The 21891-nt window shown below is 38.8% G+C and carries 19 protein-coding genes and 1 tRNA gene; 11 read left to right on the plus strand and 9 right to left on the minus strand.

Annotated elements, in window-relative coordinates:
* The first annotated feature begins 9 nt into the window (after positions 1–9).
* The 3 genes from alr (at position 10) to HMPREF3129_RS02800 (ending at position 4324) form a co-directional block, all read left to right on the plus strand.
* Entirely contained in the window at positions 10–1122 is a 1113-nt protein-coding gene (alr, locus tag HMPREF3129_RS02790) for an alanine racemase (protein WP_036918459.1), read from the plus strand.
* Between the two features lie 49 nt (positions 1123–1171).
* Positions 1172–3472: a carbamoyltransferase HypF gene (gene hypF, locus HMPREF3129_RS02795; RefSeq protein WP_036918457.1), complete on the plus strand. Its 2301-nt coding sequence runs from the start codon at positions 1172–1174 to the stop codon at positions 3470–3472.
* Positions 3473–3571: 99 nt separating this feature from the next.
* Entirely contained in the window at positions 3572–4324 is a 753-nt protein-coding gene (locus HMPREF3129_RS02800; RefSeq protein WP_004243270.1) for a MipA/OmpV family protein, read from the plus strand.
* A gap of 89 nt (positions 4325–4413) precedes the next feature.
* Here HMPREF3129_RS02800 and HMPREF3129_RS02805 read toward each other — a convergent pair whose 3' ends face one another.
* Positions 4414–5298, minus strand: a complete 885-nt coding sequence (locus tag HMPREF3129_RS02805) for a D-hexose-6-phosphate mutarotase (protein ID WP_004243269.1) — start codon at positions 5296–5298, stop codon at positions 4414–4416.
* Between the two features lie 114 nt (positions 5299–5412).
* A complete protein-coding gene (gene gapA / locus HMPREF3129_RS02810; RefSeq protein ID WP_004243268.1) occupies positions 5413–6408 on the minus strand; it encodes a glyceraldehyde-3-phosphate dehydrogenase in 996 nt (331 codons plus the stop codon).
* A gap of 341 nt (positions 6409–6749) precedes the next feature.
* Here gapA and msrB point away from each other — a divergent pair, with 341 nt between their 5' ends.
* Both msrB and HMPREF3129_RS02820 read left to right on the plus strand, forming a co-directional pair.
* Positions 6750–7187: a peptide-methionine (R)-S-oxide reductase MsrB gene (gene msrB / locus HMPREF3129_RS02815; protein WP_004243267.1), complete on the plus strand. Its 438-nt coding sequence runs from the start codon at positions 6750–6752 to the stop codon at positions 7185–7187.
* 79 nt (positions 7188–7266) lie between these two features.
* The gene (locus tag HMPREF3129_RS02820) at positions 7267–7548 is read left to right on the plus strand and encodes a YeaC family protein (protein WP_004248238.1); all 282 of its coding nucleotides are present in this window, start codon (positions 7267–7269) and stop codon (positions 7546–7548) included.
* Positions 7549–7684: 136 nt separating this feature from the next.
* Here HMPREF3129_RS02820 and pncA read toward each other — a convergent pair whose 3' ends face one another.
* From pncA to sppA, 3 genes are all read right to left on the minus strand, one after another.
* Complete coding sequence (pncA, locus tag HMPREF3129_RS02825; protein WP_017827786.1) at positions 7685–8326, minus strand: bifunctional nicotinamidase/pyrazinamidase; 642 nt, start codon at positions 8324–8326, stop codon at positions 7685–7687.
* A gap of 21 nt (positions 8327–8347) precedes the next feature.
* Positions 8348–9370 carry an asparaginase gene (ansA, locus tag HMPREF3129_RS02830; RefSeq protein WP_004243262.1) on the minus strand — a complete coding sequence of 341 codons (1023 nt, stop codon included), beginning with the start codon at positions 9368–9370 and terminating at the stop codon, positions 8348–8350.
* 206 nt (positions 9371–9576) lie between these two features.
* The gene (gene sppA, locus HMPREF3129_RS02835) at positions 9577–11433 is read right to left on the minus strand and encodes a signal peptide peptidase SppA (RefSeq protein WP_070486765.1); all 1857 of its coding nucleotides are present in this window, start codon (positions 11431–11433) and stop codon (positions 9577–9579) included.
* Positions 11434–11991: 558 nt separating this feature from the next.
* On the opposite strand from sppA, the gene HMPREF3129_RS02840 reads away from it, so the two are divergent.
* The 3 genes from HMPREF3129_RS02840 to HMPREF3129_RS02850 are packed head-to-tail and all read left to right on the plus strand — an operon-like array spanning position 11992 to position 15573.
* Positions 11992–12543: an NAD(P)H nitroreductase gene (locus HMPREF3129_RS02840; protein WP_004243260.1), complete on the plus strand. Its 552-nt coding sequence runs from the start codon at positions 11992–11994 to the stop codon at positions 12541–12543.
* 14 nt (positions 12544–12557) lie between these two features.
* Positions 12558–13601, plus strand: a complete 1044-nt coding sequence (selD, locus tag HMPREF3129_RS02845) for a selenide, water dikinase SelD (protein WP_070486766.1) — start codon at positions 12558–12560, stop codon at positions 13599–13601.
* A 4-nt stretch (positions 13602–13605) separates the two neighbouring features.
* On the plus strand, positions 13606–15573 hold the full coding sequence (locus HMPREF3129_RS02850; protein ID WP_004248229.1) for a DNA topoisomerase III: 1968 nt from the start codon (positions 13606–13608) through the stop codon (positions 15571–15573).
* 91 nt (positions 15574–15664) lie between these two features.
* Here the strand turns inward: HMPREF3129_RS02850 and xthA are convergent, their stop codons facing one another.
* A complete protein-coding gene (gene xthA, locus HMPREF3129_RS02855; protein WP_036918449.1) occupies positions 15665–16471 on the minus strand; it encodes an exodeoxyribonuclease III in 807 nt (268 codons plus the stop codon).
* Between the two features lie 443 nt (positions 16472–16914).
* On the opposite strand from xthA, the gene HMPREF3129_RS02860 reads away from it, so the two are divergent.
* Entirely contained in the window at positions 16915–17778 is an 864-nt protein-coding gene (locus HMPREF3129_RS02860) for a helix-turn-helix domain-containing protein (protein ID WP_017628061.1), read from the plus strand.
* Between the two features lie 24 nt (positions 17779–17802).
* Here HMPREF3129_RS02860 and HMPREF3129_RS02865 read toward each other — a convergent pair.
* The 3 genes from HMPREF3129_RS02865 to HMPREF3129_RS02875 form a co-directional block, all read right to left on the minus strand.
* A tRNA-Tyr gene (locus tag HMPREF3129_RS02865) sits at positions 17803–17887 on the minus strand.
* A 276-nt stretch (positions 17888–18163) separates the two neighbouring features.
* Positions 18164–19012, minus strand: coding sequence for a formyltetrahydrofolate deformylase (gene purU / locus HMPREF3129_RS02870; RefSeq protein WP_004243254.1), 849 nt, complete (start codon positions 19010–19012; stop codon positions 18164–18166).
* 38 nt (positions 19013–19050) lie between these two features.
* Positions 19051–19542, minus strand: coding sequence for a YchJ family protein (locus tag HMPREF3129_RS02875; RefSeq protein WP_004243253.1), 492 nt, complete (start codon positions 19540–19542; stop codon positions 19051–19053).
* Positions 19543–19664: 122 nt separating this feature from the next.
* Between HMPREF3129_RS02875 and rssB the strand changes: the two genes are divergently transcribed.
* Both rssB and galU read left to right on the plus strand, forming a co-directional pair.
* The gene (rssB, locus tag HMPREF3129_RS02880) at positions 19665–20684 is read left to right on the plus strand and encodes a two-component system response regulator RssB (RefSeq protein ID WP_012368013.1); all 1020 of its coding nucleotides are present in this window, start codon (positions 19665–19667) and stop codon (positions 20682–20684) included.
* A 181-nt stretch (positions 20685–20865) separates the two neighbouring features.
* Positions 20866–21771, plus strand: a complete 906-nt coding sequence (galU, locus tag HMPREF3129_RS02885; protein ID WP_004243251.1) for a UTP--glucose-1-phosphate uridylyltransferase GalU — start codon at positions 20866–20868, stop codon at positions 21769–21771.
* Positions 21772–21891: the final 120 nt, after the last annotated feature.

Genomic DNA, 21891 nt, shown 5'->3' on the forward strand with positions numbered 1-21891 from the left:
GGAGAGACGATGTCCAGACCTGCCAAAATTAGCATAAATTTAGATGCGCTGAGTCATAATCTTTCGGTGATCAAATCGAAAGCGCAGGGAAGTAAAGTATGGTCAGTGGTTAAAGCTGATGCTTATGGACATGGTCTTTCTTGTGTTTGGCCTGCATTAAGTCATACCGATGGTTTTGCCTTAATTGAATTAGATAAAGCAATTATGCTAAGAGAGCAAGGATGGGTAGGCCCCATTCTTTTGCTTGAAGGTTTTTTCAAACCAGATGATGTGTATTTATTAGAGCGTTATTCATTAACGACGGTTGTGCATGCTGATTGGCAATTTGAAGCCATTGAGCAAGCGCAATTAGAGCGGCCTATCAATATTTATCTGAAACTCAATAGTGGCATGAATCGGTTAGGTTACCGACCAGAAGACTATCAGCAAGCCATACAAAGAGCAAAACGCATAACTAATATTGGCTCTATTGTACAAATGTCCCATTTTGCCAATGCTGATACAGGGCTGAATATGGCGACACAAAAACAGATTATTGATAGCTCAATGGTAAATGATTTACCGCGCTGTTTAGCCAATTCTGCGGCTATTTTATTTGAACCACAAACCCATCATTCATGGGTTCGTCCCGGTATTATTTTATATGGTGTATCCCCCTCTGGGGTGTGGCAAGATATTGCTGATTTTGATTTGCAACCTGTGATGACCTTTAACAGTGAAGTATTAGCTATTCAGTCAGTAAAAAAAGGTGAGCAAATTGGTTATGGTAGCCGATATACCGCACAACGTGATATGAGAATTGCTGTTGTCGCTTGTGGTTATGCTGATGGTTATCCAAGGCATGCCCCAGATGGTACACCCGTTATCGTTAAAGGACATAAAACACAATTAGTTGGGCGTATTTCAATGGATATGCTTACTATTGATGTAACCGATTTGCCGGATGTTGAACATGGAAGCCCTGTTGAGTTATGGGGAAATCAATTACCGGTTGATGAAGTTGCACTGGCTTGTGGCACTATTGGTTATGAATTACTGTGCGCTATTGCACCGCGAGTGGCGGTTGAGGTGACGATAAATGTAGCAAACTCTACTTTTTCTGATCTAAATGAAAGTTGTTAATAATCACTAAACTAGAATAAGCTTAAACTTATTTTGATTTGGTGATCCTATGAGTAACGGCATTACATTGCGTGTGAAAGGAAAGGTTCAAGGTGTTGGCTTTCGCCCCTTTGTTTGGCAATTAGCACATCATTTTGGTTTATTAGGGCAGGTGAGTAATGATAGCTTAGGAGTATTGATACACTTAACATTATCACCGCAAAATCAACACTTTATTAATGCATTAACGGCTCAATGTCCTCCTCTTGCACGCATTGAACGTATTGAACAAACACCTTATCAATGGGAGCAACTCCCCACGAACTTTACTATTGTAAAAAGTGGTGGTGGAGAAATGGATACACAAGTTGTACCTGATGCAGCGACTTGTCAGGCTTGTATTGATGAGTTGTTTGATCCACAAAATCGTCGTTATCATTATCCTTTTATAAACTGCACCCATTGCGGCCCCCGTTTTACTATTATAAAAAAAATGCCTTACGACAGGCCTTTTACCTCTATGTCTGCGTTTCCATTTTGTCCGATTTGCCAACATGAATATCAAGATCCCGCAGATAGACGTTTTCATGCACAACCTAATGCCTGTCCTGTCTGTGGACCTCATATTTGGTTGGCAGATCATCAAGGGCAACAACTTGCAATAAAAGAGCGGGCATTAACGCAAGCTTGTCAGGCGTTATTAGCGGGGAAAATTGTTGCTGTAAAAGGCATTGGTGGCTTTCATTTAGTCTGTGACGCACGCAATAGTGAAAGTGTTGCGCGTTTAAGAGCGCGTAAACATCGTCCAGCCAAACCACTTGCGGTGATGTTAACCGGGACTGAGCAGATCCAAAAACCGGGCGATAATGCCGAGTTTTACTCAAAAGTGATAGAAACATTAACCAGTACCGCAGCACCTATCGTACTTATTCCTAAAGAAATCGCCCCTATTTCATTAAGTGAACTTATTGCACCTGGATTAACAGAAGTGGGTGTTATGTTACCAGCTAATCCTTTGCAACATCTTCTCGCACATGAAACACAAATTCCATTAGTCATGACCTCTGGTAATGCGACGGGGCACACTCCTGCATTAACCAATGAAGAGGCGTTAATTCAGCTTGGTGATATTGCAGAATTATTTCTAATGCATAATAGGGAGATTATACAAAGAGCGGACGATTCATTAGTGCGTATTGAAGATGATCAGTGTGTGATGATCCGCCGTTCACGGGGTTATGTACCAGATGCTATCGCATTGCCAACCACTTTTGATGCACAACCTGCAATTTTGGCTTTAGGAGGGGATCTGAAAAATGTGTTTTGTCTCTTAAAAGAGCACCAAGCTATTATGGGGCCGCATTTAGGTGATTTAGATGATTTAAGTGTGAGGCAACAATTACTGAAATCACTCACGCTGTTTCAACAGATCTATCGTTTTACGCCCAAAGCGATTGCCATTGATGCTCATCCTAATTATATCAGCCATCAAATAGGTAAACAGCTAGCTGAACAGCAACAGATCCCTGTTATAGAAGTTCCCCATCACCATGCACATATTGTCTCTTGTTTAGCAGAGCATGGACATACACAGCAACAAGGCGCAGTAATTGGTATAGCCCTTGATGGTCTAGGGTATGGACAAGATGGCTCTTTATGGGGAGGCGAGTGTTTGCTGGTGGATTATAAAAAATCCCAACGTATTGGCGGGCTACCTGCGGTTGCTATGCCGGGAGGAAATTTAGCTTCAATACAGCCTTGGCGAAATTGGTTCGCACATTTAGCTACTTTTACAAAAGATTGGCAAGGTAGTGTTATCACCCAAGCAATTCCGCTCACTGAGTTACAGATTTTGAGTAAGGCAGTGGCTCGTGGTTTAAATTCACCGCTAGCATCATCTTGTGGACGATTATTTGACGCAGTTGCTTGCTCTTTGGGATTATCACCTAAACAAATAAGCTGGGAAGGCGAAGCGGCATGCTACTTACAAAGCGTTGCGTTACAGTGTCACGTAGATCGGTATGCTGATATCATCAAGCAATATGGACATTTAATGCCTGTAAAAGATAAGCATGTTGATTTGTCCATTTTCTGGTCACAATGGGAAAGCATCACATTGAATACCAGTGAGAAGGCTTGGTTATTTCACTATTTATTAGCCGAAAGTTTGGGTGATATTGCTCTGCAAGCTGCGCAAGAACATCAGATTGATACTATTGTTTTAACAGGAGGGGTATTCAATAATATCTTACTTAAGGATCTGTTTAAGCAAAAATTAAACAATAAAAAGGTATTAACCCCTATGATATTGCCATCTGGTGATGGTGGAATTGCATTAGGACAAGCACTTATTGCCAGTCATTTTATGTAAAAAATAAAATGATTGTAATCTATTAGCTAACTTTTAGTGCACCATAACAACAGTCGTTTTTTGGTCACTGTTTTATCAAAGACAATATGGAAAATCATCGTGAGTAAAAAGAAAATTGTTATTTCTTTAGCCATAATCGCTGGATTGAGTACACCGACAGCCTTCGCGGGAGAATGGTCAATAGGGGGTTCTGTATTATCACAAGTAACACCTTATAAGGGTGCTAAATCTAAAGACTATTTATTACCTGTACCTTTGGTTAATTATCAATCTGAAAATTTCTATTTTGCGACATTAGCCGCAGGATATTATTTATGGAATTCACCGAAAGATCAGCTGTCTGTCGATGTTCACTATTACCCACAAGCATTTAAACCAAGTGACTCTGATGATGAGCAGATGAAAAAACTTAATCGTCGCCGTGATACCGTCATGGGTGGATTTACCTATAAACATCATGAGTCATGGGGAAGTTTACGAGGGATTATTTCTGGTGATCTTTTAGGTAAAAGTAATGGCATTATTGCTGATGCTGCTTACCTTTATCCTTTTGAACTAGGCAATTGGTCACTTCAACCGGGAATTGGTGCTGTTTGGGAAAATAAAAAGCAGAATCGTTACGCATATGGGATTAGTCAGGGAGAATCTCAGCGTAGTGGTTTAGCTGAATATCGACCAAATGATAGCTGGAGACCTTATGTTGAAATCTCAGCTAACTATAAGTTTGCTGAAAACTGGGATTTCTTCGCGATGGGACGAGTGGATCGCTTACCCAGCGAAGTTAAAGATAGCCCGATGGTAAATAAATCGGTAACGGCTATTTTATGGACAGGTGTCACTTATACTTTCTAACGGTAAAACGGTAAGTTAAGTTGCTTTCGATAACTAAAAGCTTCGAATTTGTTCGAAGCTTTTTTCGTTCGACAAAGTAGAGTGGCAAACTATTTTTCAGCAATATTTTTGCGTACGCGTATTACAGCAGATAAACGTCCAGGATGAACATTATCCGGTTTAAGTGGACGATGAATACGAGCTGTTTCAACACATGCCATTTTACGGTAACCACCTGAGCTCATATCTTTCATTGAACTGGCGAGTTCTGCACCCGGATTCCAACAAACGACATCACTGTGATGATAATGGTGAACCTCAATAGTACGATCCCAACCATCATCATGAATAAGATTAAAATCTTCAGGTTCAGTATAAAGTCTGTCAGTACGGCCGTTAAAGCGTAGGGCTGTTTCGTCGGTATAAACTTCTTTATCCGCCACTGTGTCAATATAGTGACCACCAAGGCCTGTAATGGAAACTTTATCGATATCACTGACATTAAAATAGGAGTGTAGCGCCGCAGTGGCTTCATAGTCACCGTATGACTCTAATTCAATTTCACAGGTATCACCTAATTTAAATCGAGCAATAACAGTAAATTCATGAGGCCAATACTTTTGAGTTTGTGCACTTTCTTTGAGTGTCATGGTGATAAGCACTCCGTCTTCTTGTTCAGAATGAGCACTAAATTCCCAAGGTAAGATACGTGCAAATCCATGGCTTGGGGTTCCCGCTGAGGCAAACCAAGGCCAACAAATAGGGATACCACCACGAATAGCAACACCGGGAGTAAATAAGGCATCTTCACTGAGCCACAAAACGGGATGCGTTTGTGCGGGTTGCCATGCGATAAGATGGGCACCTTGAAGACTAATAGCCGCACGTACTTTGGGGTGAGAGATCACCAGAATAGGGAGTTCACCTAATTGGCGTCGACTTAAGTAAGGTGATATTTGTTCAATAACCGGCAAAGAAAAAATTTTCTCATTCATTATTTTATAACCTTATGTCGCGGACTATTTGAATACAATAAACTGCCGAGTAAAAAAATAAAAGAGCCACCGAAAGGGTGGCTCTAAAATCAATCTTGGCTTTCTAAACTCTAATTATTTAGAGATATGAGAAATCAGATCTAGAACTTTGTTTGAATAACCAACTTCGTTATCGTACCAAGAAACTAATTTAACAAAGTTGTCATTCAGCGCGATACCTGCTTTAGCATCGAATACTGAAGTTAATACTTCACCGTTGAAGTCAGTTGAAACAACTGCATCTTCAGTGTAACCCAGAACGCCTTTCAGTTCGCCTTCGGCAGCTTCTTTGATTGCTTCACAGATTTGAGCATAAGTTGCTGGTTTTTCCAGACGTGCAGTTAAGTCAACAACAGAAACGTTAGGAGTAGGAACACGGAAAGACATACCAGTCAGTTTGCCGTTCAGTTCAGGAATAACTTTACCTACTGCTTTAGCAGCACCAGTTGATGAAGGGATGATGTTTTGAGAAGCACCACGACCACCACGCCAGTCTTTCATTGAAGGACCATCAACAGTACGTTGAGTTGCAGTTGTTGCGTGAACAGTTGTCATCAGACCTTCAACGATACCGAATTTGTCGTTGATAACTTTTGCTAAAGGCGCTAAGCAGTTAGTTGTACAAGATGCGTTAGAAACGATATCTTGACCTGCATATGATTTGTGGTTTACACCCATAACGAACATAGGTGTGCTGTCTTTTGAAGGACCAGTCAGAACAACTTTTTTCGCACCAGCTTGGATGTGTTTACGTGCAGTTTCGTCAGTTAAGAACAGACCAGTTGCTTCAGCAACAACATCAACACCAATTTCGTTCCATTTCAGGTTTGCTGGATCTCTTTCTGATGTTACGCGGATGGTTTTACCATTAACAACGAGGTGGCCATCTTTTACTTCAACAGTACCGTTGAAACGACCATGAGTTGAATCGTATTTCAGCATGTATGCCATGTATTCTGCGTCTAACAGATCGTTAATACCTACGATTTCGATATCTGAACGTTCTTGTGCAGCACGGAAAACGATGCGGCCGATACGACCAAAACCATTAATACCTACTTTGATAGTCATATGTATTCCACCAGCTTTATTAGTGAATTAAAAAGTTGCTTCTAAAGTTACCAAAACCGCGCCAGTCGTCAAGCGGAATCGTGTCAATAATTGCAAAAAATCAATTAAAAAAACACTTTTTGCTTAAGGATTGGTCGTTTTAGATAAATATTACGCTGTGTATTATCGGGATCATTGCCGATAAATGAAGTTACCTTTGCTCCGTTATGTGAAATGTATCACATTTCAAAAACTAAAGATTACTCTCATTGATTTTAGACTATATTTTCCAGATTTGTTGTTAAATCTTTGTTATTATTTGCTGTTGTTTTAAAAAACATTTTTGTCAGTGTGAGGTGTTTATGAGCAATAATGAAAAAAAAGTGCATATTTCAAGTGATAACAATCACATTGATTTATCAAACCTCAATGAAATGCAGCATTATGTGACGCAACAGCGGGGTACTGAACCGCCGTTTAGTGGTAAATTATTACATAATAGAGAAACAGGTATTTATCATTGCTTATGTTGTTCTGCGCCTTTGTTTTATTCGGAAACTAAATTTGATGCAGGATGTGGCTGGCCAAGTTTTTATCAACCTGTAAGTGATGATGCAATTCTTTATCTTGATGATTTTTCGCATAATATGAAAAGAACAGAGATCCGCTGTCATCAATGTGGTGCTCATTTAGGGCATGTATTTAATGATGGCCCAGCACCGACAGGACAACGTTATTGTGTTAATTCTGCCTCTTTGGCATTTAGCAATACAGAAACAGGTGAAGTGCAAAAGGGCTAAACAGTCACTATTAACAATAAATTAACAAATAAAAAAACGATTCAGCTTTTGCGTGGTAATTTGATATATGGAGCAATCAATGGAAGTTAATGATTTAATTTCAATGGTCACACCTGAGATTTATCAACGTCTTTCTACCGCAGTTGAGCTAGGTAAATGGCCAGACGGCGTTGCACTCACTGCAGAGCAAAAAGAGCATTGCATGCAAATTGTTCTCTTATGGCAAGCACAGAATAACCATAATCCGGAACATATGACGGTTGGCACAAACGGACAAATTACGATGAAAAGCAAACAAGAGCTAAAAGCGCAATTTCAAGCTGAACGTTTAGCCACATTAACACCAATGGATGATGATTAAGACGTTTTTAAATTTAAATAATGAAAGTTAGCGTAACGGTGGTGATTTATTAGTTTATTATTTGGATAAATCACCACTTTTTAGTTCTACTACTCATACAAGTAGAGAATGATAATTGCTAATCATGTTGTTTATATTATTTGTCACTTTTAAGCATTGTTACTGAATCAACTAAAACTGCCCCATGTTGTTGCATTTGATTAAATGCGAGTTGGCTATCATCTGGTTGAATATTGACACCTCGACAACCATCCATAACCACCGATACTTGATAACCCAATTGTAATGCATCTAACACGGTAAATTTAACGCAATAATCAGTTGCTATCCCTAAAATGGTGAGATGCTCGATCTGCATGCTTTGTAAAAGAGTATGCAATCCTGTTTGATATTCATGGTCATTATCAAAAAAAGCACTATAACTATCGATAAGTCGATTTTGGCCTTTATAAATAATATGACTAATTAAATCATCCCTTAATAAGGGATGAAAATCAGCGCCATGGCTATTTTGTACACAATGCACTGGCCACCAAACTTGTGGGCGGCCATTTAATTGGCCAATTTCGCCAACAACAGTACCTGAATTTTTTGCAAAGCTGAGATGATCTGCGGGATGCCAATCTTTACTCGCAATAATAGGACGCTGATGGCGTTGAAAATAATCAATAAGTCGATTTGCCGTATCTATGACGGTATCACTTTCCTTAACAGCCAATGCGCCACCGGTACAGAAATCATTTTGTAGATCAACTAATAATAACGCTGAATTTTTCACAGGAGTTACCTTTGATTAGACCTAGTCGTCATCGTTTAATGTCATTTCACCACGGAGGTTTTGTTGCATTAAACGGCAGATCTCAGTATAGCTATATTGCTGACTAAGTAGATAGTGGAGTTTAGTTAACGCTGCTTCAAAAGTCATATCATAACCACTGATCACCCCAACATCGGCAAGTGCTTGTCCTGTTGCATAGCCTCCCATATTGACACGACCAGAAATACATTGTGTTAGGTTAACAACGACAATACCGCGCTCAGTTGCTTCGCGTAGCGTTGATAACAAGGCAGGATGAGAAGGAGCATTACCCACACCATAAGATCGCAAAATAAGTGCCTTAACGGGTTGCATTAAGATATTTTTCACCACCTCATCAGAAAGTCCCGGATATATTGTTACCACACCAATTGGTTGAGGGGTAATATGATGAGCAATAAACTCACCTTTTGGCTTAGGTAATGGGTTTATTTTAAACGTTTTAATATTAATGCCTGCTTCTAATAAAGGTGCACTATTAGGAGAAGCAAAAGCATTGAAGCCATCTGCATGTGCTTTTATCGCACGATTACCACGATACAGAGTATTGTTGAAAAACAGTGCAACTTCATTAATCGGATGATGTGCAGCAATATAGAGAGCATTTAATAGGTTAGTTTGTCCATCTGAGCGTAAAGCTTCTAATGGAATTTGAGAGCCGGTGACGATAACCGGTTTTGCCAGCCCCTCAAACATAAAGGAAAGTGCAGAAGCGGTAAATGCCATGGTATCGGTACCATGCAAGATGACAAAACCATCATAGTGGCAATAATTCTCGCTAATATCATCAGCGATAGATTGCCAATCTTCGGGGGTAATATTTGATGAATCAATTAAAGGAAGGTGCTCTTTGATTGTGAAATTGGGCATCTCTTCACGATGGAATTCGGGCATCTTAGCTAATTGGCGTTGTAAATGTCCTGATACAGGTATATAGCCGTGATCAGAATGTTGCATACCGATAGTTCCACCAGTATACACAACGTAAATGGATTTTTTTTGCATCAGACCTAACACTCTTATGAATTAAGCGATAAGAAAGAGTTGATTATAGGGGGTTTGCAGAATAAAAAAAGAAAGGGGAGACAAAAAGCACAATTGAAATACAGTAATTGATGTTTTAAATCATTATTTACACCATTTAGCAAAATAACTAAAAAATAATCAAAGGCTAAGATAATCCCGCTCATATTGAGCGGGAGCACACTTATTTATTGAATATCACCACAAGATAAACAATACGCATAGCGGTTTTGCGGATCGTTCATATTACGATAAAACTCAGTTTGTGTTTTAACTTCTTTAAATACCGGTGCAGGTAAATAGGCTTGTAATGGATCAGGAATAATGGCTTTTGCATTGGCCGATAAGCTCATTAATATTTGCTCTGATAAGCTTAATTCCGGTTTCATCCAATCAATGACTGGTTGTTTGATTTTTGCCATGGTTGCTGCTGCATTAATAGCATCATCGAAATCACCAAATTCATCAACTAATCCTACTTGTTTAGCATCAACGCCAACCCAAACACGACCTTGCGCAATACGATCAACTTGTGCCGGTGTTTTATTACGTGATTCAGCTACTAATTTCAGGAATGTTTTATAGCCACTTTCAATATTAAGTTGGAATAGCTCTGAAAAATCTTCTGGTAATTTATTGGTTACCGAAAGCCCTGCAAGAGGTGATGTACTCACGCCATCACTATGCACACCTATTGATTCTAAGCTATTTTCAAAGGTATTGATGACACCAAATATACCAATAGAGCCTGTTAATGTTGAAGGGCTAGCGATAATTTTACTCGCAGGTGTAGAGATCCAATATCCCCCTGATGCAGCCATTCCGCCCATTGAAACCACGACATGTTTTTTCTCTTGTTTAAAGGCGGCTATTTCACTGCGGATCTGCTCAGATGCAGACACACTACCACCGGGGCTATTAACTCGTAATACTAATGCTCTAATATTAGGATTTAAACGCGCTTGACGGATTTGATTAGCAATGGTTGAACCACCTGCGGAGCCAGGAATGCTTTCACCATCAATAATTGCGCCTTGAACGACCACAACCGCAATATTGCCGTCTTCGTTTTCTGGGGCGAATGCGGTGAGGTTATCAGCATAATCATAAATACTAATATTGTTAAACTGCTTAGCTTCATGATCCCATTGAAAGGTCTCTTTCATATCCGCTTCAAATTGGGCATAAGAGCTAACAGTATCGACCAATTTGCGATTAAGTGCATAAGTAGCATTATCGCTATCGGCTTTACGCAGCTCAACTATCATCTCTTTTGCACCAGGGAAAACATCTTCCTTGGTAATACTACGATTTTCTGCAACTTGCGTTAAATAATTAGACCAGAGTACGGAAACTAATCGACTAGATGCGGCTCGGGCTTCATCAGACATATTATCGCGCATCAGCGGTTCAACAGCTGATTTATAGGTTCCCACACGGAATATATGGGTATTAACTTTAAGTTTTTCTAATAGCGATTTGTAATAGAGATTACTAAAACCTAAACCATAAATACCCACAGCACCTTGTGATGCTAAATAAATTTTATCTGCATAAGAGGCTAAGTAATATTGCGGTTGGCTATAATAACCACTAATCGCATAGATAGGTTTACCTGTTTTTTTAAATTCAGTCAGCGCTTTACCAACATAATTGAGTGAAGGTTGGTCTGCCCCAGCAAATTCGTCAAGTTTTAGTACCATTCCTTTAATTTTGGGGTCAGTCGCTGCTTTGCGTAAGGTATCAACGACTTCGAATAACGAATTTTCTTGTAACTGGCTACCCGAAACACCCAAAAGCTCTCGGCTCATTTGCCCTAAAGGATTTTGGTTAGCTGTTTGGTCAACAATAACGCCTTTTAAATCAACCAGTAATGCACCTTGATAATCGGTAGGTTTTTGCGTTTCTTGGACGATGAAATAGAGTCCCACACCCATAAAAAGTAGAAAGAAGAAAATAACGTTTAAGATTAGTTTCCTGATAAAGTTAATCGCCTGCCAACTAAATCGAAAAATAGTGCCGATTAACTCCATAATTTTACTCATATTATCTCCACATCATGTAAAGCTAAAAATTAATCCTAAACAGTTATGCTAGAATTGATGGTAAAGGTTTAAGTTTCTATTATTAAAGTATTTATTTCAATATTGAGCGACTCAAGAAATTAGCTGTATAGCCACAACATACCTTATTTACATGAGAGTATGCCTTGCAGGTGAACAATAGACAGCAAAGGTCACGGCTATTTTTAGAATAAAAAACGCTAATATTCCCTACATCTCACTTCGATCCTTTAATAACAAAACTCGATTGACTACTTAGACTGCAAATATTTAAACACCATTCTAATATAGCGACTAGCGAAAGTCTGTCACGTATTTTATTGCGCTTGGGCAGTGTATTACACCTAAAAGCTAACACATTCATATTTTGAACAAACGCTCAATATTGGCTTAAGTACAATCCTATTTTAGCTAAAAATATCCGCTTAAATTTCTCGGTGGTGGTAATATAACATTTTGTTATACTGCGAATTGATAACAACTGTCTATCCCTGCCCTTAAGGGATTTTGCTACAATAATACTGACAGGAGAATACAAAAATGGATGCATTAACACTGCTTTTAAATCGACGTTCAGCGTCTCGACTGACTACTCCAGCCCCAAATAACCAACAGCTTGAAGCTATTTTACAAGCAGGTATGAGAGCCCCCGATCATGGCGCCCTTAAACCTTGGCACTTTGTCGTGATGAAAGAGGATGGTATTGAGCGTTTTAGTCAATTATTACATAAAGCGGCGGTGGTGAGTCAACTAGGTGCTGAGGTAGAAGAAAAAGCAAAAAACGCACCTTTTCGTGCACCTTTAATTATTACCGTGATTGCCAAAGTTAAAGCGCATCCTAAAGTTCCTGAATGGGAGCAAATTGTTGCGGCAGGCTGTTGTGTTCAGGCGATGCAAATGGCTGCAGTGGCACAAGGTTATAGTGGTATTTGGCGTTCAGGCTCTTGGACTCATGATCCAGTGGTAAGAGCGGGATTAGGTTGTGGAGAGCACGACCATATTGTTGGTTTCTTATATCTTGGTACTCCCGCATTGAAAGCACCTACAACGGTTTCTCCTGCTGATTTAACTGATTTTGTGACTTATTTTTAAAAGGATGACATGTTATGTCTGAAGCAATTCGTTTAACACAATACAGTCATGGTGCCGGATGTGGCTGCAAAATTTCACCAAAAGTTTTGGAAACGATTTTACATAGTGAACAGGCTAAGTTTCACGATCCCCATTTATTGGTTGGTAATGAAACGAAAGATGATGCCGCTGTTTATGATTTAGGTAATGGCACTGGAATTATCAGTACCACTGATTTTTTTATGCCAATTGTTGATAACCCCTATGATTTTGGGCGTATTGCGGCGACTAATGCGATTAGTGATATTTTCGCTATGGGGGGTAAACCTATTATGGCAATAGCAATTTTAGGTTGGCCAATTGATAAACTTGCGCCTGAAATTGCTCGTGAAGTTATCGAAGGTGGGCGAGCCGCCTGTCAAGAAGCGGGGATTTCCCTTGCTGGTGGGCATTCGATTGATGCCCCTGAGCCTATTTTTGGTTTAGCGGTAACGGGCGTTGTACCGGTGAGTAAAATTAAGAAAAACAGTGCTGCTAAAGCAGGATGCCAACTTTTTTTAACTAAACCTTTAGGTATTGGGGTATTAACTACCGCAGAGAAAAAAGGCTTATTAAAACCTGAGCATCAGGGCCTAGCTACTGAAATTATGTGCCGTATGAATAAAGCGGGTACTGATTTTTCTGATATTGAAGGGGTCACGGCAATGACTGATGTGACAGGTTTTGGTCTATTAGGTCACCTTAGCGAGATTTGTGAAGGCTCTGGATTACAAGCCACTATTCACTTTTCACAAGTACCACGATTACCTGAAGTAGAAGCGTATATAGAGCAAGGATGTGTACCGGGCGGTACTGGACGTAATTTTGAAAGTTATGGCCATTTGATTGGTAATATCAGCGAAATGCAACGTAAATTATTATGTGATCCGCAAACTTCAGGTGGCTTATTACTGGCAGTACAGCCAGAAGCCGTTGAGCAAGTAAAAGAAGTTGCTAAACGCTTTAATATTGATTTGACCTCGATCGGTGAATTAACAGAGCCGAAAGCAGGAAGATCGTTAATTGAAGTGACAAACTAACGTAATGAGATTATTTATTGCAGAAAAACCCAGCCTTGCTCGAGCTATTGCTGATGTATTACCAAAACCGCATAAACGTGGTGATGGTTTTATTGTTTGTGGTGATAACCAGTATGTGACGTGGTGTGTTGGTCATTTACTTGAGCAGGCTGAGCCGGATGCATATGATCCGCGCTATGCGCGTTGGTCGTTAGATGATTTGCCCATTATTCCGAATAAATGGCAACTCAAACCGCGCGCTGATGTGAAAAAACAGCTAGAGACGATCAACACATTACTAAAACAAGCCGATGAAGTGATCCACGCAGGAGACCCCGATCGCGAAGGGCAACTGTTAGTAGATGAAGTACTTAATTACCTTAATATTAGTGATGCTCAAAGGAAACAGGCACGCCGCTGCCTGATTAACGATTTAAACCCCGCCGCGGTATCTCGAGCAATTGATAAGCTCCGCTACAATCATGAATTTATTCCATTATGTGTTTCTGCCTTAGCAAGAGCGAGGGCGGATTGGCTATATGGCATTAACATGACACGCGCTTACACGTTATTAGGACAGCGCAATGGTTACCAAGGCGTACTTTCTGTTGGGCGAGTACAAACCCCGGTGCTGGGTTTAGTCGTACGCCGTGATGAAGAAATTGAAAACTTTGTACCGAAAGATTTTTTTGAAGTCAAAGCGCATATCGTTACTCCTGCAGATGAGCGATTTACCGCTATTTGGCAGCCGAGTGAACACTGCGAGCCTTGGCAAGATGAAGAAGGGCGTTTATTACATCGCAAATTAGCAGAGCATGTTGTTGATAGAATAGCTGGCAAGCCTGCTAATGTTACCGATTATCAAGATAAACAAGAGTCTGAAATCGCACCTTTGCCTTTTTCATTATCTGCTTTACAAATTGAAGCGGCGAAACGCTTTGGTTTAAGCGCTCAACAAGTGTTAGACACATGTCAACGCTTATATGAAACGCATAAACTTATTACTTATCCACGCTCCGATAGTCGCTATCTACCTGATGAACACTTTGCTGGGCGTCATGCGGTGATGAATGCCATTAGTGTGCATGATAATAGTCTTTTACCACAAGAAACATTAGATATTGATAAAAAGAACCGTTGCTGGGATGACAAGAAAGTAGATGCGCACCATGCCATTATTCCTACTGCGAAAACAGGTAATATTTCATTAAGTGAAAATGAAAAGAATATTTACTATTTGATTGCCCGACAATATCTAATGCAATTTATGCCAGATGCGGTGTACCGCAAATGTGTGATTGAACTCGATATTGAAAATGGAAAGTTTATTGCTAAGGCACGATTTTTAGCACAAGCCGGCTGGCGTACCTTATTAGGTAGTAAAGAGCAAGATGCGGAAAATGATGGTAGCGCCTTACCTATTGTGGCTAAAGGTGATGAGTTACTTTGTGAAAAAGGCGAAATTGTTGCCAAGCAGACCCAACCACCAAGACCTTTTACAGATGCTACGCTACTTTCGGCTATGACCGGTATTGCACGTTTTGTGCAAGACAAAGAGCTAAAGAAAATCCTAAGAGCGACGGATGGGCTAGGTACTGAAGCGACTAGGGCTGGTATTATTGAATTACTGTTTAAACGCGGCTTTCTGCAAAAGAAAGGGCGAGCTATCAACTCGACACCAGCAGGAAGAGCATTAATTCATGTTTTGCCAGATATGGCGACATTACCCGATATGACCGCTCATTGGGAATCAATATTAACGCAAATTAGTGAGAAGCAATTTAAGTATCAAGATTTTATGATGCCATTAAGTAACACACTATTTGAATTAATTACTCAAGCTAAACGTCGTCCTAATATTCAAGCATTTAGAAACCTGCCTGCGCCTGCGCAGAATAAAAAACGTAAAGGTGCGACGAAAAAAAGTGCACAAGGGAAAAGTCGTTCAGCGCAGTCTCAATCTACGAATCGCAATATAAAGAGTGATGCTTAGTTGATTGTGTAAGACGCTAACTAATATATAAATAAACCCCACTTTTAATCTATTTGAAGTGGGGTTTATCAATAAGGGGGGAGAGAGGGAATTAAAGCTTAAACTCGGCCCAAACAGGTGCGTGATCGGAAGGTTTTTCCATCGCACGAATATCGTAGTCAATGCCGGTTGAAATACAATTATCTGCTAAGCAACGACTTGCTAGCAGTAAATCGATACGTAAGCCTCGGTTATCATCAAAGCCTTTTGAGCGATAATCAAACCAAGAAAATTGGTCTTCGACTTCAGGATGTTGGGCGCGGTAAGTATCGGTTAATCCCCAACCCATAAGCGTTGCTAACCACTCTCGCTCTTCCGGTAAAAATGAACATTTACCCATTTTTAGCCAACGTTTCATATTATTTTCGCCGATACCGATATCTTTATCGGTTGGACTAATATTTAAATCCCCCATAATCAGTACGGGAGAGGAAGGCGTTAAGCTGGTGGTCAGATACTGCTGTAGATCAGCATAGAATTTTGCTTTAGCAGGGAATTTTGTCTCATGATCACGACTTTCACCTTGAGGGAAATAACCATTCATTACCGTTAATAATCCAGCGGGGGTTTCAATGTCCGCCATGATCATACGACGCTGAGCTTCTTCACCATCACCAGGGAATCCTTTACGTATCGCGACAGGTTTCGCCTTAGTTAACAAAGCCACACCATAATGGCCTTTCTGTCCATGATAAAAAACGTGGTAGCCCAAGGCACTGACAGTTTCTAATGGAAACATATCATCATGAACTTTTGTTTCTTGCAGTCCAATAACATCGGGTTGGTGTTTTTCTACAATGGCTTCGAGCTGATGAGGGCGAGCACGTAATCCATTAATATTGAATGAGACAAATTTCATGTGACTATAACCATTTATAGATTGAATAATAGGATAACTTATACTAACAGGATAATGAAATAAATGTAAGTCGGTTACATACCAATGTTAATACCTGTCATCGAGATATAATCGCGTGATATAGATAAATCGTAGCCAAATAGCAAAATGTATGGCAACTAATAATATTAATAAGTTTATGCCTAACAAAAAATATTAATTAAATAAAGTAGAAACATAAACTATTCTTTGATAGAAGAATATAAGTATTATCATTTTTTATATGTAAAGCAAAATGACAGAATAAAAATATCAATTGAATTATAAATTATATTTATAGGAGGTGAAGATAATTAAAAATAATATTTATTTCGCATGGATTTCTTTCAGTTAATATGTGTTTTATTTATATTAATAAAATTAATTTAATTGTTTTGTTTAACACAGCAAAGGAATGGTGGATTATGTTTTTTTCTCGTAAATTAGAGGCCTTTATGGCCGTCGTTGAAAATGGATCCTTAAGTAAAGCTGCTCGTGTGATGAACCGAACGACACCACCTGTAGCGAAATCAATCAAAGATTTTGAAGCCGTGCTAGGGAAGCGCTTGTTTAAGCGGGAAAAGTTTGGTATGAGTTTAACGCAAGAAGGGTTAGAACTCTATAATGATTTAAAATCACTTTATCTGCAAGAAAAAGAGATAACAAAAAAACACACATCGGGCGTTATTAATAATAGCATTCATGTTTATTATGATTGGGGTAAAAGTCAATATTTAACAGCACTCTATCAAGCAGCCAATAAGAATTGTTCACATATAAATATGATGAGATTTTCGAAAGATAATTTTGAAGAGATACCAGATTATGATGGAAACACGTTAATCTTAAGCTCAGATAAAATTATTAGTGAAAAGTTTAGCTTAATACATCAAGTTAAAAATAAATATCTAGGAATATGTTGCCAACAAATCTTAGCACAAAAAGCACAAGAGAATATCAATACATTGCTAAAAGAAAATATTTGGTTATGTGATCCCGCTTTATATAAAACAGCAAAAATAAAGAAATTAGAAAATGAAATAGCGGATCAGGGTAAACCTGTCAGTATTAGATTGATGGATGATTTAAATTGTTGTTTAAACTTTATTCAAACTCACCATTCGCTATTATTTACTGATGAAAACCCGATTAAAAGTGAGGATGAAAAGCAACTGTGCTTTATACCTTTAACACAAACGGAGCTGATTTATAATTGTTATATCTATAAATCCAAATATCACTCGAGTATATTGAACAGGTTTGTTGATTTAATAAAAGAATTGGAATGAAAAAATAGTGAAGAGTATTGAAGATGGTGGTGGGAGAAGGATTCGAACCTTCGAAGTCTGTGACGGCAGATTTACAGTCTGCTCCCTTTGGCCGCTTGGGTATCCCACCAACATTAAATTGTCTTGCTGTCCGTGACAGCGGGCGCAATAATACCAAATACCTGAGATGTGTAAAGTGCTATTTTAAGAAAAAGCGATCAACTGCTGTAAAAATATCCGCTTTGCTTAACTGTTGTGCTATATCGTATTGATTTTAGATAGAAAGCTATAGTGATTGACTTGGATGTGTAACAAAAAATAAAAAGAGCCTGTGATAAAATAACTATCTCAGGCTCTTGTTACTTTAGGCTTGTGTCGTAGTTACACTAATTTAAAACGGGTAAGCCTACAAAATAATTGTTCTGTTGCCATAGACAAAAACACGTTGCGAGAGCACCCAATAGAGGGCGTGGCTTAGTACGTTTTTCTCTACATCCCGTCCTGCGCGCATCATATCTTCTGCTGAAAAAGTGTGGTCTACGTTTATTACATTTTGAGTAATAATAGGGCCTTCATCTAAATTATCATTTACATAGTGAGCTGTGGCGCCAATAATTTTTACACCACGTTCATAGGCTTGATGATATGGGCGGGCGCCAATAAATGCCGGTAAGAAAGAGTGATGTATATTAATAATTTGATTTGGGTAATGTTGTACAAATGCGGGGGTTAATACACGCATATATTTAGCTAATACCACATAATCAGGTTTGTATTGGTCAATTTGTGCTATCAGTTTTTCATCATGCTGATCACGGGTTAACCCTTCATGACTAATGAGATGGAAAGGGATCCCAAATTGCTCAACAAGGTGTTTTAGCGTGTCGTGATTACCAATAACTGCTGCAATTTCAACATCCAGATCACCAAAAGCACTTTTCATTAAGAGGTCACCAATACAATGGGCTTCTTTAGTGACCATAATGACGATACGGCGGCGACCGGCAGTATTAAGCTCTCGCTGTGAGCCTTGTGGAAGTGCATCATCTAAATCGGCTAAAAAGGTTTCATCATTAAAAATACCTTCTAGCTCAGTGCGCATAAAAAAGCGGCCAGTGCGATGATCAACAAACTCATTATTTTGAACAATATTGAGTTGATGTTTATAACAAATATTAGTAATTTTTGCGATAAGCCCTTTCGCATCTGGACAAATAGTACGTAGTATTTTCTTTTGAGTATTTTGGTGTTGCATGTATGGATAAATCCTTTAATTTACTTCTGTGTTTGCAATTATTTTCTGTTGTGTTCACAACATTTTTTGTATTTACGGCCTGAGCCACAAGGACAGGGATCGTTTCGTCCTACTTTAGGCTGTACACCATCAATATAAAACCAGCAGTCGTCTATTTTTAGAAAACGAGAGCGTTCATGTAGATACTGCTTATCATCAGCATTTATTTCAATAAAGCAAGCTGAGAATTCAACAAAGGCTTCGTTATCACGAGGGTTTTCTTGTGCCGATATAATATGTAACCCTAGCCATTGTGTATTGGGAAACGTGGCGATTAACTCATCCCGTAAAGAAGGTGTACGACACGAAGGGTGCCATGTTTTGATTAGGTGATCTGCATTATGAGTCACAAAAGCACTATAGCGAGAGCGCATTAACGCTTGAGCTGTAGGGGCATTTTTTGTCCCTAATAAGTAAGGCTCACAGCACTCACTATAAGGCAATTGGCTATTGCAGGGGCATAAATTTGACAAGGTAATGTCCTGATCCATTTTTATACGACGATCCCCATCAGAAAAATAGCGATTAGGAATAATAAACGTCAATGTTGAACTAAACTAATAATGTAACGCTAAATAAACCGCAAGTGAAATGATAGTTATGGGTATTACTAATGAATAAAGCCTTAGTCGGTAAAAAAATTCTCATTATTGATGATGAGGTTGTATTTCGCACAATGCTCACTGAGTATTTTTCACACGAAAAGGCTTGCGTTTATGCGACTGACAATGGTAGCCAAGCATTGTTGTTACTTGAAGAGGGGCTAAGACCTGATCTTATTTTATGTGATATCAGAATGCCTGTTATGAATGGGCCGACTTTTTTATGTCATCTAGAGCAGCGTCATTGGTCTTTTCCTGTTATTGCTATTTCATGTACTGACAACATGGCTGAAATTGATGATATGTTGCGCTTTGGCGCTCAGGACGTTTTTCTTAAGCCCGTAACTAATTTAGCTAAGTTAAAACAGAAGGTCATTGAAGTATTATGTCCAGGTTTTTTTGAGTCTGAATTAATTGCAAGGGGACAACTTGGACCTCTTTGGAATAACTTACGAGAACAGCCTCATTATATTCAATCCTTTGTTAAACAGATGCAACCGCAAGTTAAACAAATTGTCGCAGGATATAATGTTAATTATCGTCAATTAAATGATGCATCCCAAATGGGGTTGTTATTTGATATAGCGACTTTATCAAAAGATCAAATCATTTTTTACTGTGTTGACGTCTCTAATGATGAAGAAAATGGGTTACTCGTTGCGCTGCTTTTAAGGGTGGTTTTTAATCGTTTCCTAAAAGCTACTGAGAAAAGACGCTTCTTACCTAGTATGTATAACATATTGAATAAAATCAATAAAATGCTTGAGGATATGGGGGTGAGAGGATCATTCCCGCTGATTTTAGGTTATTACCACACCAAGGAAAAAAATATATTATTAGCGTCAGCAGGACTACGAGCTGAAATAAAAACAGAGAATAAAAAATATGTTTTAAATAGTGGTATACCTTTAGGAACACTACACTCTTTATATATTAACCAAATAAAGTGTGTGGGAATAGATTGGCAATGTAAAATTTGGAATCAGCACCATAAAATTAATTTAATGTTCTCACCTATACATAAACGTTAAATTTAGATTAAATAAAATCTGTTATTGCACATATATTAAACATAAATGAAGAACAATCTCAATTAAGCGATGATGCTCTGTTTATCCGTAGATATTAGCTGGTATACTCTGGCGATTATTTTTTTATATGTACCATAACATCATAGGAATATCATGGTACTTAATTTGTAGGAGAAGAGTAATGTCATCAGTGGTGCGTAAAGTAAGAAAAGCGGTGATCCCTGTTGCAGGGCTAGGAACAAGAATGTTGCCTGCCACCAAGGCTATCCCAAAAGAGATGCTACCTGTTGTTGATAAACCTTTAATTCAATATGTTGTTAATGAATGTATTGCAGCTGGCATCAATGAAATTGTGCTAGTTACACACTCTTCAAAAAATTCTATTGAAAACCATTTTGATACCAGTTTTGAATTAGAAGCTATTTTAGAAAAACGAGTTAAACGTCAGTTGTTGGAAGAAGTACAAGGTATTTGTCCAAGTCACGTTACTATTATGCAAACTCGCCAAGGAATAGCAAAAGGGTTAGGCCATGCCATTTTATGTGCAAAACCTTTGGTGGGTGATGAGCCTTTCGCTGTTATCTTGCCGGATGTTATTTTAGACCGATATAGTGCGGATCTGACTAAGGTTAATTTAAAAGAGATGCTTTCTCATTTTGAACAATCTGGCGCAAGTCAAATTTTAGTAGAGCCTGTTCCTGAAGAGGAAGTATCTAACTACGGGATTGTTGACTGCATGGGAGAACATTTACAGCCTGGCGACAGTAAACCCATTACTCGTGTGGTAGAAAAACCGAAGAAAGAAGAAGCACCTTCAAATTTATCTATTGTTGGTCGTTATGTGTTGTCTGAAAACATTTGGCCTTTATTAGCCAAAACGGCACCAGGAGCAGGGGATGAAATTCAATTAACTGACGCGATTGCAATGTTAATTGAAAAAGAGCCTGTAGAAGCTTATCACCTACAAGGGAAAAGCCACGATTGTGGTAATAAATTAGGCTATATGAAAGCTTTTGTTGAATATGGTTTACAGCACGAAGAGTTTGGCGAAGAGTTCACGAAATGGATAAAATCACTGCAAGCTTAATGTGTTGAGTAACAAAATTTAACGATTTATCTTGTTAATAGTGTCGCACTGTCATTTTAATTTTATAATGTGGTGCGGCATTTATTTATGGCTTAAAGCTTAAAAGTACCGCTATAAAAG

Origin of the sequence: Proteus sp. HMSC14B05, assembly GCF_001808035.1 — a bacterium.
Lineage (GTDB): Bacteria > Pseudomonadota > Gammaproteobacteria > Enterobacterales > Enterobacteriaceae > Proteus > Proteus mirabilis.

What these genes read in the sequence shown, in the direction of transcription:
- alr (WP_036918459.1), top strand. Translation starts at nt 10, where the DNA reads ATGTCCAGACCTGCCAAAATTAGCATAAATTTAGATGCGCTGAGTCAT.
- hypF (WP_036918457.1), top strand. Translation starts at nt 1,172, where the DNA reads ATGAGTAACGGCATTACATTGCGTGTGAAAGGAAAGGTTCAAGGTGTT.
- HMPREF3129_RS02805 (WP_004243269.1), bottom strand. Translation starts at nt 5,298, where the DNA reads ATGAATGAGAAAATTTTTTCTTTGCCGGTTATTGAACAAATATCACCT.
- gapA (WP_004243268.1), bottom strand. Translation starts at nt 6,408, where the DNA reads ATGACTATCAAAGTAGGTATTAATGGTTTTGGTCGTATCGGCCGCATC.
- msrB (WP_004243267.1), top strand. Translation starts at nt 6,750, where the DNA reads ATGAGCAATAATGAAAAAAAAGTGCATATTTCAAGTGATAACAATCAC.
- HMPREF3129_RS02820 (WP_004248238.1), top strand. Translation starts at nt 7,267, where the DNA reads ATGGAAGTTAATGATTTAATTTCAATGGTCACACCTGAGATTTATCAA.
- ansA (WP_004243262.1), bottom strand. Translation starts at nt 9,370, where the DNA reads ATGCAAAAAAAATCCATTTACGTTGTGTATACTGGTGGAACTATCGGT.
- sppA (WP_070486765.1), bottom strand. Translation starts at nt 11,433, where the DNA reads ATGAGTAAAATTATGGAGTTAATCGGCACTATTTTTCGATTTAGTTGG.
- HMPREF3129_RS02840 (WP_004243260.1), top strand. Translation starts at nt 11,992, where the DNA reads ATGGATGCATTAACACTGCTTTTAAATCGACGTTCAGCGTCTCGACTG.
- selD (WP_070486766.1), top strand. Translation starts at nt 12,558, where the DNA reads ATGTCTGAAGCAATTCGTTTAACACAATACAGTCATGGTGCCGGATGT.
- HMPREF3129_RS02850 (WP_004248229.1), top strand. Translation starts at nt 13,606, where the DNA reads ATGAGATTATTTATTGCAGAAAAACCCAGCCTTGCTCGAGCTATTGCT.
- xthA (WP_036918449.1), bottom strand. Translation starts at nt 16,471, where the DNA reads ATGAAATTTGTCTCATTCAATATTAATGGATTACGTGCTCGCCCTCAT.
- HMPREF3129_RS02860 (WP_017628061.1), top strand. Translation starts at nt 16,915, where the DNA reads ATGTTTTTTTCTCGTAAATTAGAGGCCTTTATGGCCGTCGTTGAAAAT.
- purU (WP_004243254.1), bottom strand. Translation starts at nt 19,012, where the DNA reads ATGCAACACCAAAATACTCAAAAGAAAATACTACGTACTATTTGTCCA.
- HMPREF3129_RS02875 (WP_004243253.1), bottom strand. Translation starts at nt 19,542, where the DNA reads ATGGATCAGGACATTACCTTGTCAAATTTATGCCCCTGCAATAGCCAA.
- rssB (WP_012368013.1), top strand. Translation starts at nt 19,665, where the DNA reads ATGAATAAAGCCTTAGTCGGTAAAAAAATTCTCATTATTGATGATGAG.
- galU (WP_004243251.1), top strand. Translation starts at nt 20,866, where the DNA reads ATGTCATCAGTGGTGCGTAAAGTAAGAAAAGCGGTGATCCCTGTTGCA.